The 17,679-nt window shown below is 72.3% G+C and carries 17 protein-coding genes, 1 tRNA gene and 1 pseudogene; 9 read left to right on the forward strand and 10 right to left on the reverse strand.

What is annotated here, in order from left to right:
* A pseudogene (locus FV234_RS22310) lies at positions 1–887 on the reverse strand (hypothetical protein); the annotation flags it as partial.
* A gap of 342 nt (positions 888–1,229) precedes the next feature.
* Here FV234_RS22310 and FV234_RS22315 point away from each other — a divergent pair.
* From FV234_RS22315 to FV234_RS22325, 3 genes are all read left to right on the forward strand, one after another.
* Positions 1,230–1,835 carry a sigma-70 family RNA polymerase sigma factor gene (locus tag FV234_RS22315; RefSeq protein WP_238272815.1) on the forward strand — a complete coding sequence of 202 codons (606 nt, stop codon included), beginning with the start codon at positions 1,230–1,232 and terminating at the stop codon, positions 1,833–1,835.
* Between the two features lie 331 nt (positions 1,836–2,166).
* Complete coding sequence (locus tag FV234_RS22320) at positions 2,167–3,582, forward strand: TAXI family TRAP transporter solute-binding subunit (protein WP_147831701.1); 1,416 nt, start codon at positions 2,167–2,169, stop codon at positions 3,580–3,582.
* A 272-nt stretch (positions 3,583–3,854) separates the two neighbouring features.
* On the forward strand, positions 3,855–5,189 hold the full coding sequence (locus FV234_RS22325) for a CHASE3 domain-containing protein (protein ID WP_147831703.1): 1,335 nt from the start codon (positions 3,855–3,857) through the stop codon (positions 5,187–5,189).
* Here FV234_RS22325 and FV234_RS22330 read toward each other — a convergent pair.
* Positions 5,147–5,332, reverse strand: a complete 186-nt coding sequence (locus FV234_RS22330) for a hypothetical protein (RefSeq protein ID WP_147831705.1) — start codon at positions 5,330–5,332, stop codon at positions 5,147–5,149. The two genes, FV234_RS22325 and FV234_RS22330, sit on opposite strands and share 43 nt — an antisense overlap.
* A 338-nt stretch (positions 5,333–5,670) precedes the next feature.
* Here FV234_RS22330 and FV234_RS22335 point away from each other — a divergent pair, with 338 nt between their 5' ends.
* Positions 5,671–6,765, forward strand: a complete 1,095-nt coding sequence (locus FV234_RS22335; RefSeq protein WP_246686277.1) for a phosphoesterase — start codon at positions 5,671–5,673, stop codon at positions 6,763–6,765.
* A 140-nt stretch (positions 6,766–6,905) separates the two neighbouring features.
* Here the strand turns inward: FV234_RS22335 and FV234_RS22340 are convergent, their stop codons facing one another.
* From FV234_RS22340 to FV234_RS22355, 4 genes are all read right to left on the reverse strand, one after another.
* Positions 6,906–7,526, reverse strand: a complete 621-nt coding sequence (locus FV234_RS22340) for a hypothetical protein (RefSeq protein ID WP_147831707.1) — start codon at positions 7,524–7,526, stop codon at positions 6,906–6,908.
* 358 nt (positions 7,527–7,884) lie between these two features.
* Positions 7,885–8,172, reverse strand: coding sequence for a hypothetical protein (locus FV234_RS22345; protein WP_147816150.1), 288 nt, complete (start codon positions 8,170–8,172; stop codon positions 7,885–7,887).
* A 36-nt stretch (positions 8,173–8,208) separates the two neighbouring features.
* Positions 8,209–9,360, reverse strand: a complete 1,152-nt coding sequence (locus tag FV234_RS22350; protein ID WP_147831709.1) for a chromosome partitioning protein ParA — start codon at positions 9,358–9,360, stop codon at positions 8,209–8,211.
* A 276-nt stretch (positions 9,361–9,636) separates the two neighbouring features.
* On the reverse strand, positions 9,637–11,034 hold the full coding sequence (locus FV234_RS22355) for a TAXI family TRAP transporter solute-binding subunit (RefSeq protein ID WP_147754684.1): 1,398 nt from the start codon (positions 11,032–11,034) through the stop codon (positions 9,637–9,639).
* Between the two features lie 724 nt (positions 11,035–11,758).
* On the opposite strand from FV234_RS22355, the gene FV234_RS22360 reads away from it, so the two are divergent.
* The 3 genes from FV234_RS22360 to FV234_RS22365 are packed head-to-tail and all read left to right on the forward strand — an operon-like array spanning position 11,759 to position 12,618.
* Positions 11,759–11,965, forward strand: coding sequence for a hypothetical protein (locus tag FV234_RS22360; protein ID WP_147831711.1), 207 nt, complete (start codon positions 11,759–11,761; stop codon positions 11,963–11,965).
* A 56-nt stretch (positions 11,966–12,021) separates the two neighbouring features.
* Entirely contained in the window at positions 12,022–12,186 is a 165-nt protein-coding gene (locus tag FV234_RS26330; RefSeq protein ID WP_187273766.1) for a hypothetical protein, read from the forward strand.
* Between the two features lie 45 nt (positions 12,187–12,231).
* Positions 12,232–12,618 (forward strand): hypothetical protein, encoded by a 387-nt coding sequence (locus FV234_RS22365; protein ID WP_147831715.1) that lies wholly within the window; start codon positions 12,232–12,234, stop codon positions 12,616–12,618.
* A 69-nt stretch (positions 12,619–12,687) separates the two neighbouring features.
* On the opposite strand, the gene FV234_RS22370 is transcribed toward FV234_RS22365, so the two are convergent.
* Positions 12,688–14,862: a hypothetical protein gene (locus tag FV234_RS22370; RefSeq protein ID WP_147831717.1), complete on the reverse strand. Its 2,175-nt coding sequence runs from the start codon at positions 14,860–14,862 to the stop codon at positions 12,688–12,690.
* Between the two features lie 210 nt (positions 14,863–15,072).
* Between FV234_RS22370 and FV234_RS22375 the strand changes: the two genes are divergently transcribed.
* The gene (locus tag FV234_RS22375; RefSeq protein WP_147754598.1) at positions 15,073–15,357 is read left to right on the forward strand and encodes a hypothetical protein; all 285 of its coding nucleotides are present in this window, start codon (positions 15,073–15,075) and stop codon (positions 15,355–15,357) included.
* 447 nt (positions 15,358–15,804) lie between these two features.
* Here FV234_RS22375 and FV234_RS27000 read toward each other — a convergent pair whose 3' ends face one another.
* The gene (locus FV234_RS27000) at positions 15,805–15,930 is read right to left on the reverse strand and encodes a hypothetical protein (protein WP_281406755.1); all 126 of its coding nucleotides are present in this window, start codon (positions 15,928–15,930) and stop codon (positions 15,805–15,807) included.
* 402 nt (positions 15,931–16,332) lie between these two features.
* On the opposite strand from FV234_RS27000, the gene FV234_RS22380 reads away from it, so the two are divergent.
* On the forward strand, positions 16,333–16,608 hold the full coding sequence (locus FV234_RS22380; RefSeq protein ID WP_246686278.1) for a hypothetical protein: 276 nt from the start codon (positions 16,333–16,335) through the stop codon (positions 16,606–16,608).
* Positions 16,609–16,692: 84 nt separating this feature from the next.
* Here FV234_RS22380 and FV234_RS22385 read toward each other — a convergent pair whose 3' ends face one another.
* On the reverse strand, positions 16,693–16,902 hold the full coding sequence (locus FV234_RS22385; RefSeq protein ID WP_147753300.1) for a cold-shock protein: 210 nt from the start codon (positions 16,900–16,902) through the stop codon (positions 16,693–16,695).
* Positions 16,903–17,390: 488 nt separating this feature from the next.
* A tRNA-Lys gene (locus tag FV234_RS22395) sits at positions 17,391–17,466 on the reverse strand.
* Between the last annotated feature and the right edge of the window lie 213 nt (positions 17,467–17,679).

A 17,679-nucleotide genomic window follows, 5' to 3' on the forward strand; every position in this document is an offset into this window, starting at 1 on the left:
CCCCCACCCCGCGCGGCCTCCGCGCTTGCGGGGCCTCCGCCCGTGCCGTCGCGGTCGCCGCCAGGCCGGGCCGTCGCGGTGGGCGCATCCGTTCGCCCGGTGGCGCGCGCGGTCGCGGCCGGGTCCGGTTGCGACAGCACCCGGGTCGGCGCGTCCGGCGCGCTCAAGGCCACGAGCGGCTTCGCGTCCCGCGTGGGCGAGACCGCCACCGCGACGCTTTCCTGGGACCGGCGGATCCGGCCCTCGGCGCCGGTGACGGCCAGCCCGAGCTCGCTGTTGCCGGCCGGGAGGGCGGGCGGCACGATCGCGAACCGGCCTCCGGCGTCGGCGAGCGCCTGCGCTGTCGGCTTGCCGTCAACCAGCAGCGTCACGGTGCCGTTCGGCGTCGATCGCCCCGCCACGACGGCCTCCCCGTTCGGTTCGATGCGGAGGGTCTCGAAGGTCGGCGCGACCGGCTCCGCGGCGGGCAGGGTATTCTCCCCGCGGGCGCCGGCTGCTCGTCCGGCCTCGGCGCCCTGGCCGGCCCCGGCCTTCGCTGCCGACCCGCCCGAAGCGGGCGTTCCGGCCTCCGGCATGCGGGCGTCGCCGCGGCTGGCCAGGGCGGGCGCGGCCGAACCGTCGGCCGTCGAGGCTACCGGCAGGAAGGGCCGCTGGATCCCGTCGCGCCCGTAGAACGCGAGGATCAGCCCGATCCCGAAGAGCAGGGCGAGGAGCGCGACGGCGAGGCCGCGTCCACGCACCGCAGCCGGCGCCGGCGTCGCGGACGCGATGTCGGGCGCCGCGTCCGGCGTCCGGCGGCGCTTGCCGAGCAGGGTCGCGACGACGCCGACGCCGACGAGCAAGCCCAGGAACCACCGGACGAGAGCGCCACGCAGACCGATCGACATGCCGGAATCCCCCCCTGCGGCGCCAGCCTCGGCGCCTGGCGGTCCCGGCTGTCGGGAGCGCGCGATCCGCCCCGGGGCGGCGGCGTCGCCGCGGCTCGGAGCAAGGCCCGTAACAACGTCGCGATGATCGGGTTCCTTGGTGGGTTTGGGTGGAAACTGGTATAGTCGCACCATTGACGTGAACATGATCGATCATCCAGAACCGAGGACACGAGCCGGACCGTAGAGAGCCTGGTCAACACCATCTCCTCTACGAACACAGGACGCACGATCCCTATGGACTTAAGTACAGAGCCTGAAGAACTCTCCGCGAGCGAGGGATTGCCCCGTCATGTCCGCGATATGATCGGCAGGCGCCTGGATGAACTCTTCCCGACGGTCGCCGAGGCCGACCCCGACACGCGCCTCGGGCAGGTCCTGCTTCGCTTGCGGGCCGCGCTGCTGGACGCCCAGGCGGAACGGCAGGTGACGAAGGCCTTCAGCGACAGCCTGATCCAGGCGGTGCCGCGGCTGCGCCGCTTCGCGATGATGCGCACCCGCAGCGCGGCGGAAGCCGACGACCTGGTGCAGGCGACCCTGTTGAAGGCCTGGGAGAACCGGTCCCGCTTCCAGGCCGGCACCAACCTCGTCGCCTGGCTGTTCACGATCCTGCGCAACGCGCACATCAACCAGGGCAAGCGCTACCGGCGCGAGGTTCCGGACGTCGACGGCATCTTCGCCGCGGGCTTGAGCGCGCCGGCCGAGCAGGAGCACCGGATCGGGCTGATCGAGCTGCAGGTCGCGCTGGACGCACTTCCCGCCGAGCAGCGCGAGACCCTGCTCCTCGTGGTGATCGAGGGCCTGCCTTACGAGGAGGCGGCCCTCGTCCTCGGGTGCCAGCCGGGCACGGTGAAGAGCCGGGTGAGCCGGGCGCGCGAACGTCTCTCCCAGATCCTGGGCGTGGCGTGACCGACGGCGCGGCCGGCGCGACGCCCGAGGATTGGGCCGACGCGGAGGCCGCCGCCGCCCGCGTCCGCGCCGCCATCGACGGCTAACTTGCGATGCGGGCGCCCGAGCAGCGCGCGGCCTTCCGGAAGGCCGTCGTCCTCGGCTGCGGCGCCTCGGGCGCCGAGGTGCCCTCGCCGGAAGCGGCGTCCTCGACGGTCGGCTGACCGGCGCGAGATCCATCACGTTCTCTCGATCCGTGCCGTCGGCAGGCGACTGGACGGAGCCGATGCCGCACGCCGCGTGTTGAGGCGGTCGCGGACGCGGTCGTCCAGCTCATGGACCCATCGCCCCGATGCCGACGATCCCGCCCTGGCTGTTCACGCGCGGCACACTCGCCGCCGTCGCCATCGCGGGCCTCGTCGCGGCCGGAGCTGTTGCCGTCTACCTGGCCCAGGCGACGACGCTCGTCATCGCGGTCGCCCCACGCGACGGGACCGAGCCCGGCCTGATCAGGGCCTACGCCGACGCCCTCGACGCCGGCGGCAAGGCCGTCCGGTTCAAGATCCTGCCCTTTGACGACGTGCGCGAGAGCGCCGCGGCGCTCCAGGACGGGCGCGCCGACCTCGCGGTGGTGCGGCCCGACGTCGACCTGCCGACCAACGGCCTGACGCTGGCGATCCTGCGCGACCAGGCGATGATCATCGTCTCGCCGGAGACCGCCGGGATCGACGCGTTTCCCAAGCTCGGCGGCCGGCGGCTCGGCATCGCCGCGCACAAGGACGCCGACCTCTCGCTGCTGAAGAGCATCCTCGGCTATTACGGCCTGAGCCTTGAGACGGGGCCCGTCGGCGCGAAGGTGCCGGCGCAGTCCGTCCTGCTCGTGCCGGTCGAAGGTGCGCAGGCGGGTCCGGCGATCCGGGCGCGGACGGTCGACGCGTTCGTGAGCATCATCGCCCCGTCGGCACCGAAGGCCCTGGCCCTCGTCGAGGCGGTCAAGGCCGTCAGCAAGGGCGGCAAGGTCAACTTCGTCGGCTTGCCGGACGACGCGGCGATCATCGAGCGCTTCCCGCGCCTGCAGGCCGTCACGGTCCCGGGCGGGTTGTTCGGCGGGGCTCCGAAGCTTCCCGACGACGACGTCAAGACCGTCGGCGCCTCCTACCGGCTGATGGCCCGCGCCTCGCTCGGCCGGGTGGTCGCGGCCGACGTGACCCAGAACCTGTTCGAGTTGCGCACCGCCGCGGCGAAGACGAGCGATGCGGCCGAGTACGTGCTGGCCCCGGCCTACGAGACGACGGTGGCGGCCACGAGCGCGCGGATCCCGATCCATCCCGGCGCCATCGACTACTACGAGCGCGAGCAGCACAGCTTCGTCGACCGCTACGGCGACACCCTCTACCTGCTGGCGGCGCTCGCCGGCGGCCTGGTCTCGGCGATGGCGTGGCTGCGGCAGCGGCTGGCCGGCCTGCGCCGCGAACGGATCGACGAGGTCACCGACCGCCTGCTGGCGATCATCGACGAGGCGCGCACCCTGCGCGACCCGGCCGCCATCGCGGCGCTGAACGTCGAGATCGACCGGCTCGCGACCGAGGTCGTCCGCTATGCCCGGGCGCGCGCGCCGGAGATGCGGACCATGGCCGCCGTGGGCATCGCCATCGAGACGGCCAAGGCCACCGTCGCCGATTGCCGCAACGCGGCTGCGGCCGGGCACGGGCCGGACAGCAAGCCGCCGTTCAAGCCGAGGCTGCATCTGGCCGGCGGCGAGGCATGACCGCCTTTCGCCTGCGCCGACGCCCGCCGTCGCGCGGCTTGCGCCGCGGGACGGACCGGGCCGGGTTTGCGGCCGCCCTTGCGAGCGATCGCCCGAGGGCCCGGAACGTCGACGGCGATCCGGGCGGCGATCCGGGCGGCTCTTCGGCGTCGCGCGATGGGCCGACCGCGCCTGAACCCGCCAGGACTTGGCGCGACGCCCCGTCCTCGCAGGTCCCGCCGGCCGCGACCGCGGAACGGGGACGCGGCGGCCTGCGGGGGGTCGGGCGCGCGATGCTCCGCCTCACCCTGGTCCGGTCGCGGACCGTCACCTGGATGAGCGCGGGCTTTGCCGCCCTCGTCGTGATGATCGCCGTCGCGGTCGCGGGCGTCGTCTACCAGCAGCACGGGAGCGACGCCGTCCGCCATACGGTCGAGGTCGACGGCCGCCTCGCGCGGGTCCTGTCCGCGTTGCAGGATGCCGAGACCGGCCAGCGCGGCTTCATCATCAGCGGCGACGAGGCGTTCCTCGGGCCGTTCCTCGCCAGCCGGGAGGCCTTCGAGCGCAACCTCGACCGCCTGCGCGAGCGCGTCGCCGACAACCCGGAGCAGCTCGCGCAACTCGTTCGCCTGCGGGCGCTGGCGCATCGTTTCGCGGGCGAGCTCGACCAGGGCGTCGCCCTGCGCCGGGCGGGCGACGCGGCGGGAAGCGCACGGCTCGTCGCCGAGGGGCAGGGCAAGCGCACGATGGACGCGATCCGCACCCTGGTCCGCGAGATGGAGGCGCGCGAGGCGGCCCTGCTCGACGCGCGGCAGGAGGCGGTGTCGCGCGTCGCCCTCGCCGTCTGGGCGGCCGTCGCGGCGGTCGTCGTGCTCCTCGCCGTGCTCGCGACCGCGGCCTTGCGGGAGGCCGGCCGCCGCGCGAGCTTGGCGCGGTTCCTCCCCGAGGAGCTGTCCGGGCGGCTCGCGGACGCCGACGACAGCCTCCGGGTCGGCCGCCGGCAGAACGCCGCCGTGGCCTTCGTCGACATGCGCGGCTCGACCACCCTGGCCGAGAACCTCGACCCGCACGAACTCTCGGTCTTCCTTACCGCGTTCCGGCGCCGGGTGATGCGCATCGCCCGCCTTCGCGGCGGCGTGGTCGACAAGTTCATCGGCGACGGGGCGCTGGTCGTGTTCGGCCTGCCCGAGCCGCGGGCGGACGACGCCGCGCGGGCGCTCGCCTTCGCCAAGGACCTCGTCGCCATCATCGCCCGGTGGAACCTCAAGGACGACGGCCACGCCCCGGTGCGGATCGGCGTCGGCATCCACTACGGCGACCTGTTCTGCGGCATCATCGGCGAGGACATGCGCCTGGAATTCACCGTGCTCGGCGACACGGTGAACGTCGCCGCCCGCCTGGAGCAGGCGACGAAGGCGCACGGCGTGTCGATCCTGGTCTCGGACGCGGCGCGGCAGGCGGCGGGCTCGGATGCAGGCCGGTGGCGCGAGGTCGGCCGGGCCCCGTTGCGGGGCCGGACCGAGGCGATGCCCTACCACACGCCCGACGACGAGGACGCCGCGGGGCCGTCCCCTTCGGCGACGCCTCAGGATCGGTCTGCGGCTCCGAACGCATCCAGCGCCGCCTGACCGGCCTCGATCGCGTCCTCATCCGTCGCGTAGGTCTCCGGCGAGACCCGGACGGACACGCCGCCCGCGTCCGTCAGGTGCCAGCGGTAGCGCCCGTGGGCGTCGTCGCGCGCCTCGACGGCGACGGGCGTCGGGTCCTCCATGGCTCAGCCTCCGTCGGTTCGACGCCACAGGTCGTCGCGGCGCTTGCTCCGAGGCGAGGGCTGGCGGGCACGGATCGGACCACCCAGGGTGCCGTCATGCCGCCGTCGCTCCGGACATCGCTGGCCAACGTGACGTGAATTCCGGCGTTCCGGGCGCATCCTGCGGCGGAAGCGCCCCGCCAAGCCGGGTTCGATCCGCGCCTCGCTGCCGCCCGCGGATGGGTTTTTCCGCGCCGCGCCGTCGTCGGCTCGTGGGCTCGGACGTTGGCAGGATCGGGGGAAGCCTCGCTCGCTTCGCGCGCGGGCAGGCCGGGTGCGCGAGCGGAGTCGAGCGATTGATGACGAACACGGTGGGCACGGCCGGCCTCGGACGCCTGTCGGGACGCGACGACGTCCGCGCGGCGGCACGCGACGCCATGGCGGCCGCCCTCGCCGCGTTCGAGCCGGACGCGCCGGTGCTGGTGGTCAGCCACTTCGACGCCGACGGCCTGAGCGCGGCCGCCATCCTGATCCGGGCCCTGCGGCAGGCCGGGCGCGAGGCCGACGCCTTCGTCGTCGCCAAGGCCGAGTCGCCCTGGGACCCCGAGGTCGCCGCCCGCATCGCCACCCGTGCGCCCGGCGGCCTGATCGTCGCCGACCTCGGCACCCGGCCCGATCCCGTGCTGCCGGGCCGCCCGACGCTGGTGATCGACCACCACGTCCCGACCGGCGAACCGAAGGGCGCCGTCACCATCAGCGGGAACGGCCTCGATCCGGAGCCGACCACCGCCCTCCTCGCCTGGTGGGCCGCCGGCGCCCTGGGCGACCAGGCCGACCTCCTGTGGCTGGCCGCGGTCGGCCTGATCGGCGACATGGCCGAAGGGCTGGATTTTCCGGAGATGGCGGAGGCCCAGGCGCGCTGGGGCAAGACCGCCCTTCGCGACGCCACGGCGCTCGTCAACGCCCCGCGCCGCACGGCCGCCGCCGACGCCAGCCCCGCGCTGCGGCTCCTCCTTAAATCGGACGGCCCGAAGCGCATCACCAAGGGCGAGGACGCGGACGCGTCGGCTCTTCATGCGGCCAAGGCGGAGGTCCGTGCCGCCATGGAGGTGGCCAAGCGCGTGCCGCCCGCGATCGGCGGCGACGTCGCGCTGATCGTGCTGGACTCGCCCTGCCAGATCCATCCGCTGATCGCGCAGCAATGGCGCGGCCGGTTGAAGGACAAGGTCGTGATCGCCGCCAACGTCGGCTATCGGCCCGGCTGGGTCCACTTCGCCGCGCGCTCGGCGAGCGGGCGCGACCTCATCGCCTTCCTGGCCGAGCACCGCCCGGCCAACGCCGACGGACGCTACGGCAACGGTCACGCCCAGGCGACCGGCGGCGCGTTGCGGAACGCCGACTGGAACGGCTTCGTCCGCGGCCTCGGCTTTCCGAAGGCGGAGGTCGAGGCCTGACCGGCGATGTTTTAGCGCCGCGGCGTTCGCGTCCGCTCAGGCTGACGTGACGGAGCCGTCGAACGGCCGGGCGCCCGAGCGGCAAGATGCAGGGCGTGTCCTACGTCGAGGACACGCCCTGCGACGGTCTTCGGAGTGGATCAGCGACCCTGCTGCGGCATCAGCGAGCGGGCCTGCTGGACCGCGTCGCGGCAGGACTGGTCGCCCTTGGCGTTGAGGTCGGTGGCGCGCTGCAGCGCCGTCTTGGCCTGGGAGACCTTGTCCTCGGCCGAGAGGCTTGCCTGGGCCGACGGCTCGCCGCCCTTCGCGGCCTCGACGGCGGCGGTCGGCTTGTTCTCGGACTGCGCCCGCACGTCGGCCGGCGAGGTCGCGATCTGCCCGTTGGCGACGGAGTTGGCCTGGCCGGTCCCGGTCGCGGCGGCGACGGGGCCCGCGACGCCGCCGACCGTGCCCGGCGATCCGCCGGTCGCACGGGCGGCGCCGTCCTGCTGGGCGCGGTCCGTGTCGGCGTTCCCGACCGGCTTGGCCATGGTTCCGGTGGTGCTCGCCGTCTGGTCGGCCGCTCCGTCGTTCGGTCCCTTGCGCTGGCCGGTATCGGGCTGCGAGACGGGCGCGCCCATGCCGACCTGTGTTCCGAGCTCGCGCTTGAGCTTGGCGATGTCGTCCGAGCAGGGGCCGCCATCCTGGGCGTAGGCGGCCGTGTTGAGGAAGCCGAGGGTGGACAGGGCTGCGACGCCGCAAAGCATCTTCAAGCGAGACATGGGCATCCTTTTATAAATCCGGTCGTCAACGCGATCGTCGTCAACATGTTCAAGATGAAAGGATCTATTTTACAATTTCTATCTTGGATATGCAGTGGATGTTGAAGGACAGCCGAGGTGGCGCGCTCGGGTGTCTCCCTGCGCAGGGCTCGTTGCTTCCAATGGCCGAAGCCGATGGGCGAAGCGCCCGGTCGGCACCCGTCTCCCTCGGTGGGGGCGTGACGCCATCGCGGCCGTAGGCCGAAAGCGGTGCGGGGCTCGGCCGGGCCGCACGAGGATACGAAGGGCCGAGCGGGCCTCAAACAGCCCCGCCCTCGCCCCCGTTCCGGCCGCGCCCCTGGTTCAACACGTCACAGGGTTACTCGTCCGCGTCGTCGGACGAGCGGCCGCGCGAGCGCTCGTAGGTGGCGATGGCCTGCGAGCAGGCCGGCGACAGGTTCGGGCGGTTGCGCTTGAAGCAGGCCTTCACCTCGGGGCCTCCGGGCTTCATGCCGGCACAGAGGCGGAGGTAGTCGCCGCCGCAATTCGCCTTCATGGCCTCCATCTCGGGGCCTTCCTGCGCCGCCGACGGCTGCAGGAGAGCGAGGGTCAAAGTCAGGGCGGAGGCGAGGGCGAGCCCTGCGCGTGTGGTGAAGCGTCGGTTCATGTCGATCTCACGGTTGGTTGCGGAAGCCGGCTGTCGTCAACGCGCAGGCTGCGGCGCGTTCCCGGGCTTGTTCGGTGCTGCGGCGGGCGGGCTGGCGAGTTGCTGGCGGGTCTCGGCGAGCTTCGCCTGGGCGGTGGCGAGGTCCTGCCGGGCCGTGGCCAGCCGTCCGTCGAGGGCCGCGGCCTCCGTGTTGCGGCTGGCCAGGGTCTCGGTGAGGGCGGCGAGCTCGCCCTGCGCGTCGGCCTGGCGCTTGCGCAGGGCGTCGAGGGCCGCGCTCGCGGCGTCGCGGTCGGCGGCGAGCTTCTGCACCGCCTGCTCGGCCTGCCCCCGCTCGGACGCCACGCGGTCGCGCTGGGCCTGGGCCTCGGCGAGGTCCTTGCGGAGGCCGGTGAGGGCCTCGCGCGCCTGCTGGGCGTCGCGGTCGGCCTGCGCGATCTCGGAGGTCAGCCGGTCCTTGTCGGCGGTCAGGTCGGCGACCGCCTGCTCGGTGCCCGTGCGCTGGCCGACCACCTGCCCGGTCGCGGCGCGCGCCTCCGCCAGCTCCTTCTGGGCCGCGGCCGCGGCCTCGCGGGCGGTCTGCTGGCGCTCCTCGGCCTTGGCGAGGTCGGCCGTCTTGGCGGTCGCCTCCTGCGTCATGGTCGCGAGGTCGGCGCGGAGCTTGGCCTCCTGCACCCGGGCGTCCTCGAGGCGGCGCCCGACCTCGGCGAGGTCCTGGGCGCGGTCGGCGGCCGCCTTCTCGGCGGCGGCGACGGCCTCGCGCAGGGGCGTCAGCTTTCCCTCGGCCTGGGCGGTCTGGGCTTGCAGGTCGGCGAGCTTCTGCGACGCGGCGTCGGCGGACTTGCGCGCCTCGGACGCCTTGGCCTCGGCGGCCTGCTGATCCTTGGCCAGCGCCTCGGCACGCGATTTGGCCTGCTCCGCGGCCTGCGTCGCCTGCTGGTCCTGCTGCCGGGCGGTCGCGATCTTGGCCTGAAGCGCGCTCAAGGTGCCGGCCGTCGAGACCTGCCGGTCGAGGTCGGCGCGCAGCGCCGTCTGCTGGGTCTGCAGCTCCGCGATGCGGTGGTCGCGGGCGCCGCGCTGGCGCGCCCCGGCGATGGAGGCGACGACGAGCCAGACCAGCAGCACCGCGGCGGCGACCGCGAGGCTGAACGGGAGGGGACGGCGCAGTTCCGAGCGATAGTCGATGGCCATGGGCGTCTCGCGATGTCGAAGGAGGGGTTGCGAAGGGAAGGCGAAGAGAAGGGGCGAAGAGAAGGGGCGAAGGAAAAGCGGAGTCCGGCGCGTCGGCGCGCCGGTCGTGGCTCGGTCCGGCGTCAGGCCGGCCTGGCGTTCGGCTGCGTCGAGGGATCAGCTTGGCTCGTCGGGCATCCTGTTTCCCGGTTCGATGCCGGACGCGGGCGTCCGAGGTTCCGCAATCAACCCACCGCGTCGGATGCGGCGCCCATCGAGGTCATGCGCTGGTGGAGGTCATGCGCTGGTGGAGGTCATGCGCCCGGCGAGGTCCGGCTCCTCGACCGGCGGCTCCCCGGCGGCGATGGTCCGCTTGACCGTCGAGCGGGCCGCATCGATGGCGATGGCCGCCGCCGACATGGTCCTGGCTTCCGTCGGCCGCTCGAGCGCATGCTTGGCGATGTCGCCGGCCAGGTCGTCGATCTCGCGGGCGAGGATCTCCAGGCGTCGCGCGGGCGCGCCGTCCTGGGCCTCGCGGCGGATCTCCAGCAGCCGGTCGGTGGCCTCCTCGACGCGCTCGCGCCGGATGCGCGACAGGCGCTGCCCGACCCACGCCACCGCCGAGCCGATGCCGCCACCGAGGAACGCGACGAGGTAGATCCAGGTCTCGTAGCGCTCGATGAAGCTCTGCTGCTCGCGCTCGAAATAGTCGACCGCGCCCGGATGGATCGGGAGCCGCGCGCTGGTGGCGGCCGCGGTGCTGTCGTAGCTCGGCGCCTGCAGGTAGTCCGCGGCCGGGGCCACGTTCGCCATGCCGCTGCGCAGCTCGAACAGGTGCTGGGTCACGTCGGCGGCCACCGCGCGGGACAGGTTCGCCCGCGCCATCAGCCGGTAGGAGGCGCCGACGGTGACCACGTCCTCGGCGGGGACCTGCGGGCTGCCGCCGAAGGTCTCGGCGGGCATGGTGACCGCCTGGAGCCGCGGCAGGCGGGCGACGATGGCGGCGGCGTTCGCGACCGCGACGAAGGCGACCTTCCGGTTCTTGCTGACGCCCTGCACGATGCCGATGATGCGTTGCGCCGCCGGGGCCGTCGGCGAGATCACGGAGATCACCGCGTCCACGCGCCGCCGGGCGAAGGCCGAGGTCAGGTCGGCCTCGGGCATCTCCACCAGGGCGACGTGGCGGGGCGGCACCGGCCCCTCGGGATCGTGGTCGAGCAGCGTCAGGCCGTAATGCTCGACCATCGCCTTGATCAGGTCCTGGTCCGCGTCGCGGTGGGCGAGGATGGCGAGGCGCTTGCGGTCGAGATCCGGGAAACTCTTCAAGCCCGACGCCTCGGGCGAGGCGATGATCATCGCCTGGTCGCGCAGGATCGCCAGCGTCAGGCCGTTGTCGGGGAGGTCGACGTCGGGGCGCACCACCGCGAGGTCGGCCCGGCCGTCCTGGAGCGCCGCCGCGCTGTCGCGCACGTCGTCGAAGGCCAGGATCTTGAGGCGGATCTCCTTGTGCCGCCGGGCGAGCGCGTCGGCGTAGGCCCGGATCACGGCCGGCTCCGTGCCGTCGCTGGGCGCCACGGCGATGGTCAGCACCGTGGCGCGCGACACCCAGTAGGCCGCCGCCGCCCCGAGCCCGAGCACCACCGCGAGGGCGAGGAACGCGAATTCGCGGCGCAGCGCCAAGGCGGCGACGCTCATCGCGGGCGACTTGAGGTGCAAGGGTGCCGAGAACTCGGGCGGACGACCAGCACCTTCGACCGCCCTCCCTGCTGCGTGGATCACGCCGGCCCGAAACAAGCACCGCCCGAAGACGGTTCCAGCGAAAGCAGGACGGCTGCCCGTGCATCCCCTCGCCCCGCGTGCGGGGAGAGGGCTTTGCCGATCTCGTCGTCGGCAAAGCGAGGCGGCAGCCGACGGTGAGGGGGCTCGAACGAAAGAGCCTCATCCGTCGGCACCCTCTCACCGCCGCTTCGGCTTCGCCTCCGCTTCCCGGCTGCACGACGGGGTGCAGCCGGGCCTCTCCCCGCCCGCGGGGAGAGGGGGAACCCGCGGGTCGTCCGAGGCCGTGGCCGGCTGCGTGGATACAGGAGCGTCCGAGGGACTGTCGTGACGGATGTTCGCCGTTTGTAGCCCACGCGATCACGCGAGGACGACACATGCTTCGCCGCGCTTTACCAAATAAAGTTTCATCAAAATGATACGTCTGCATCATTGAGCGGACCTGGCGCGTACATATCTCTCGGTCATCGCCAGACCCTTGAAGGTCATCCCTCCAAGGTCATGGCGGAAGACTTTCCAAGTTGTGTCGGACCCGATGAGACCCCCGCTCGGGTCCGGCATGGCCGCAGGGCCGGGCGTGCCGCCTTCGGTGCACGCTCGGCCCGTAGGCCGTCCCGACAAGCACGCAGGAAGGATCCCAAGAGTGGCCAACCCCGGCATGCCCGATCCGAGTCCCGGCGGCGACGCGCCGTCCGAGCCGCCGCCGCGTCCGTTCCCCGGCGAGCGCCCGCTCGGGCCGGACGAGCCGTCCGCGCCCTTCGAGGAGCCCGCCCCCGACGTCCCGTTCGAACCCGTCATCGATCCCGGGCCTCTGCCCGGCGAGCCGGCGGTTCCGGGAATCCGTGCCTGAGCGCGGGCCTGCAGACCTACGAGGCGCAGGCCATCGCGGAGGCCATCGAATCGGGCATGGCCCGCGGCGGACTCATGGCGACCCTCGGCGGCCTGCGCCTGACGACCTTCATCCCGCCCCGTGCCGGCGAGCCGATCGCGGACTACGCCGCCCGCGCCACGGGCGAACTCATGGTCCGCTATCTGGCTCAAGATGCGGACGACACCGAGCCGCCCGCTTGACGGGCCGGCCTTGAAGAGGAGCCCATGCCACCGTTTTCGACGTCCTTGTCGTCCATCTCCCCCGTGCTCACCGCGAAACTCGCCGCGCTGGCCCTGACCGTGGCCTGTGCCGCAATCGCTCCGGCCGCCGCCGCCGAGCCCAGCTTCGACGGGCGCTGGTCCGTCTCCGCCACCGTCGAGGATGGCGGCTGCACCGGCCCCTACCGCTATCCCATCGTCATCCGCGCCGGCGTCGTCGACGACGACGGCGGCAGCGGGGCCGACGCCTCGGGCCGCGTCGGAGAGGACGGGCGCATCGTCGGTTCGATCAAGAGCGGGCTCGCCAGCATCGCCGTCGAGGGGCAGCTCCGGGCGTCGGCCGGTTCGGGGCGCTGGACGCTCGCCGGCCCGATCGCCTGCTCGGGCCGCTGGACGGCGAGCAAAGCGGGCTGACGCACAAGGCGGGCCGGCGCAGGGGGGCGTCGAGCCGGTAGCGCGACCGGCAGGATAGCTTGGCTTGCGCTAACGCCCCGGCACGTCCTGGTGGTCGCTCATCGCGGCGGGCGCGTCGGTGATGTCGTCCATCACGAGCTGGTTCAGGGCGCAGATGAACGACGACAGGCGATAGCCGTCGTGGCGCGACAGCGCGTTGTCGAAGGCGCGGACGTTCCAGAACGGGTCGTTGGGCCGGGTGATCGGCGCGATGCCGGTCAGCTGGAGGCCGTGCAGGAAGCGCGCGGCCGGCCCGTTCTCGTGCAGGCTGTCCTCTTGCGGAAAGCGGGGCGCGAGGTCTGTGCTGTCCCAGAAGTTGCCGCGCCGGTCGGCGCGCGCCAGCCGCGCGCGGGTCAGCCAACGGTCCGAGCGCGGGCAGTCGATCGCCGCGTCGGCGAGCGTCGCGTAGGGGTGGTGCCGCTCGAGCCCGGGCGCGTCGAGGCCCATCAGCTCGTGGGTGGTGCCGAAGGGCGCAGCCGATTGCTGGGCGTCGGCGAGCACCCCGGCCGCCGGGCGCGGCGGGTCCAGGTTGCCGATGGTGTGCGAATCCTCCCGCGCGGTGTTCTGGAACGGGAAGGTCGCGGCGAGCAGCGACAGGGTCCGCACCGGCAGCGTCGCCAGCCCCGCGCCGAGGCCGACGGGGGCGGCCGGCGTGCAGGTCTCGCCGCGGGGCGGGCGGCCCTCGAACCGCGCCGCCACCCGGTCGAGGAAGCCGGCGGCCGGACGGAAGTCGAACTTGAAGGTCGGGAACAGGTCGTGCGTCGCCCAATCGTAGTCGACGCCGGCATCGAACATGCGGTCGGTGGCGGCGAGCCGGCTCCGGATGCGCTTGCGGGCGGCGGCAAAGCCGTCCGCGACGTCGAGGCCGATCCAGGCGCAGTCGCCGGGCCGTAGCCCGCCCGCCGGGAAGGCCAGCGCCGCGGTGACCGACATCAACACGGGCCGCTGGTCGGCGGGGAAGTAGCCGTCGTCGCGCACGACCTCGGAGGCCGGCGTGTGCGCGTCGGCGTGGTCGGCGAGGTGGGACCAGACCTCGCGCTGGATCGCGGTCCACTTGCTCGCCTCGGAGGCCGGGTTGATCAGGACCACGAGGTTGCCGAGCACAGGCGGCAGCGTCTCGCCGAAGCGGTGGCGGCGCACCGCCTTGACGACGTCGTCCTGCAGCCCGGTGGCGAGCATGTTGCCGCCGAGGCTGTGCCCGGCCACGATCAGCTTGTTGTGCGCGCCCGGCGCGCTCAGCGTCGTCTCGATCGTGCGCAGCGCCGAGATCGCCCCGGGGGCGATCGCCTCGCTCACGGGCTTGCGGTCGAACAGGGTGGCCCCGGCCGACAGGCCGCCGAAGAAGCCGCCGACCGCGTCGCCGAACCAGGTCCGCAGGCCGCGCTCGTCCACGCGGGCGCCGCGCCAGCCGACGTAGATCGCCGTCACGTCCATGTCGCAGACGCTCGGGTCGTCCGGGCAGCGCTGCGCCAGGAAGCGCGCGGCGTGGGCCGCGTAGAGGCGCAGGTCCGCGACGTTGCCGTCGCCGATCCGCGCGTCGTGGCGCCAGCCGTGGACGAAGGCGATCACGTAGTGCGAGCCGTGCGCGAGGTGCTTCTTCAGGGCGTCGAGCTGGGTGATCACCGGCTTGACCATGGTGGCCGGCATGCCCTTGGCCCGCATCTCGTCGTCCATGGCGTGGCGGAGCATCGCGCTGTCGACGGCCGCGTCGCCGGCCCCTTCTCGGGAGACCAGCGCGTAGGGCTCGCCGTCCTCCTGGAACTCGATGAAGCCGAGATGGTAGGCGAGGTCGCGTCCGCCCGGCGCGCGGGCGGGGACGACGTGGCGCTGCAGCGCGCAGCGCAGGCGCGTCCCCCATCGCGCATCCGCCGCGACGACGGCGCCCTCGTCGTCGCTGGCGTCGACCCAGCCGTCGCCGTCGGACGGAATCGCCGTCTGCAGGGTCTCGCGCCCGGTGTCGGCCAGGATCGTCCAGCCCCGGGCGAGACCGTCGCGGCATTCGGCGACGTTCGGGTCGAGGTCGCGATAGGCGCGCGCCTTGTCCGTGGAGAGCACGACGTAGTTCAGGAACAGGATGCCGAGGGCGGCGAGCGCCGACGCGGCGGCGACGCGGGACGCCGTGCGCAACGCGCCGACGGCCCAGCGCCCGAGCCGGACGACGACGCCTGCGGCGACGTGCGAGGACGCAGCCCGCCGCGCGCTCATCGCGCCGGGGTTCCGGCCGGATACGCCTCCGAGGGGCGCCGCATCGGAGACGATGTCATCGAAAACCCACTTCGAAACCCCTGATCCCCATGCCGATCCTTCGGTCGCCGTCCACCCTCGGTTACGGTGCCGGCGCGGCACGATCCGGTTTCGGTAACCGCACGGCCCGGGCCCGCGAAAGCGCGTCGATCGAACCGGGAGTGATCCATCATGATGCGCGCGATTCTACCAGCCGTCGCCCTCCTCGCCGGCACGGGGGTGGCCACGGCGTCGCTGTCGAGTCTCGTCGGCGCCTGGGGCCACGACTTCGCTGTGACGCCGTTCGAGCCGATGCAGCTCATGGTCGCGATGGCGACCGACAAGGCCACCGGCAAGTCGTTCAACGTGATCAGGATGCCGGACGGCCACGTGATGGCGGTCGTGCCGTTCGACCAGATGCCGAAGATGCCGGAGGTCGACCCCAAGAGCCTGATGCCGATGAAGGGCGGGCGATGAAGGGTGGCCGATGAGCGATCCCCGCCGACCCGCGCCGATGAACGGCAGAGGCCGCCCGCCGGGCTCCGCGGGCGGCGATCCCGCGCGTTGCCGGCATCGTCGTCGGAGACCCCCGCAGGGTCGAGCCGAGCGGGATCCTCGCCGTCCTCGTCGGCGCGGCGAGCACCGCTCAAGCCTGCGCTCTCGCACCGATGCCGGCGCCCGCGCTCCGGAGCCTTCCGATTTTGCGCAGCGTCACCTCGCTCGGCACCACGAAGCCTGCCGGCGACCCCACGATGCAAGCGGCGGCACCAAGCCGAGCCGCGCTGCGGAAAGCCGCCGAAACGCCGCCGCCACTGCTCGCTCACTTCGACAGCCCGGGACCCGCCGCCGCCCGGAGGCGTCGGAAGCGCATCCCCGTTCTGCGCCGTGCTCGTCGTATCGATCTGGCCGCCCAGGCTCAGAGGGTCACCCGCGCCCTGGTTGAAGCCCAGCACGATGTCCCGCGCCGCCGACCAGGATGGTGTTGCCGAGGCCGCCGACGAGGATGTTGTCGCCCATGCCGCCGTGGAGCCCGTCGTTGGCTTCGTCCACCGCGTCGCTTTGGTCGGACCGCTGTCGCAATGAATGGCTTGCGAGAGCTTCCTCCGTGATCTCTGAATCACGGAGGAAGCTCTAACCTACAGGGTGGTCGCATTTTCTTCACGCCAGCCGGCATCCACCGCGCTCGAAAATGCTCTAGAAGCTGGCTGACGTGATCCTCGATCCGATCGATGACCATTCATGCACCGCATCGCGGCCCGGAACGATTTGAACCCGAAGCGCCTTCCGACCAAGCCGAACGCAGGTGCCCTCGTGCCAGGCCGATCGTGCGGACAGTGCACGGCTTGCTGCCAAGTTCTTGCGATCGAGGTTCTGTCTAAACCCGCTGGCGTCCTGTGTCGGCATAGCACCGGCACGGCGTGCGGGATCTATCGGGATCGCCCCGAGGTGTGCGTGCGATGGTACTGCCTCTGGCGCAAGATCGGCGCGCTCCCGGATGAACTGAGACCCGATCGATCAGGGGTGGTCTTCGCGATCGAGAGCCGTGCGCCTTGCGCGGATGTCCTCGAAGGGGCCTGCGTCGTCGGCCGCGCCGTGGACGGAGAGGGTGCCCTGGGCAGCGCGGAAGCGACCGAAGCGTTCGCCATGTTCGTCCGTGAGGGGTCGTTCCCGGTGTGGAAGGTGTCCAACCAAGAGGCGACCCTCATGCGCCCCGGCGACCGCACTTAAAGTCCGGTACCGTCGGGGCGCTTCCTCTGCCGAAAGCAGGCTTTTCAGGTGATCTGACCATCTCCCGAAGGAGACGGCATCGCCTCAGGCCGACTGCAGATTGCCGGCGGACAGCTTGCCGCTGCGCTTGTCGGTCTCTTCCTCGTAGGAGAGCTTCTGGCCCTCGATCAGGTTGCGCATGCCGGCGCGCTCGACGGCCGAGATGTGGACGAACACGTCCTTGCCGCCGTCATCCGGCTGGATGAAGCCGTAACCCTTGGTCTCGTTGAACCACTTCACGGTACCGATGCTCATAGACAATTCCTAGACGTCTTGGGCGCACCAAAGCGGCGCACTCACACGCCAAACGAATGATCCCGACGCGACGTTCCGCATAAAGTCGCCCGCTAAGGCGGGGCCGGAGGGCGGTCGGCGTCGCCGAGATCCACGTCGAGGCAGGGGAAGGTCCGGTTGGCGATGGTCTTGGCGAGCACTTAGGTCTTGAGGGCCGGCCAGAGCACGTCCCCGCTCGGATCGCCCGCAGAGCGTCCAAGCGCCGGGAGCACGGCCAGGCTGATCAGGAGCGGCAGGATGCGACGCATGGTGTCCACGCCGACGGGGCGCAAAGGCCGGAGCGATAAACCGCTACGAACGCACGTCTGATGGTCAAACAGTCGACCTGACGATTGAAAAAACGGTCGACATCACCCGATTGTACCGTGCGTCCCCGGTGCAGCCCCGGCCTAAAACGGGGCAGCATCGAATTTATATACAGGCCTAGCTTGTTGGCAAAAAGGGAGAATTGGTGAGCGCGTTGGGGTTCGAACCCAAGACCTACAGATTAAAAGTCCGTTGCTCTACCAGCTGAGCTACGCGCTCGCGTCCGCCGTGCAGTCGGCCGCGCGGGCCGGCCCCGGGGAGGCGTGGGTGGAATAGGGGAGGCCGCCGGACGGGTCAACATGGGGGTTGCGCCGAACGGCGTCGCATCCGTGCCGCGCGGGCGCCATGGTCTGCTGGCATCGGCGGTCGGACGCCCGGATGTCGGGCCGGAACGTCAGCCGTGATCCCTCCCCGCCCTGCCCCGCCCTCGCC

Origin of the sequence: Methylobacterium sp. WL8 (genome assembly GCF_008040045.1) — a bacterium.
GTDB classification, from domain to species: Bacteria; Pseudomonadota; Alphaproteobacteria; order Rhizobiales; family Beijerinckiaceae; genus Methylobacterium; species Methylobacterium cerastii.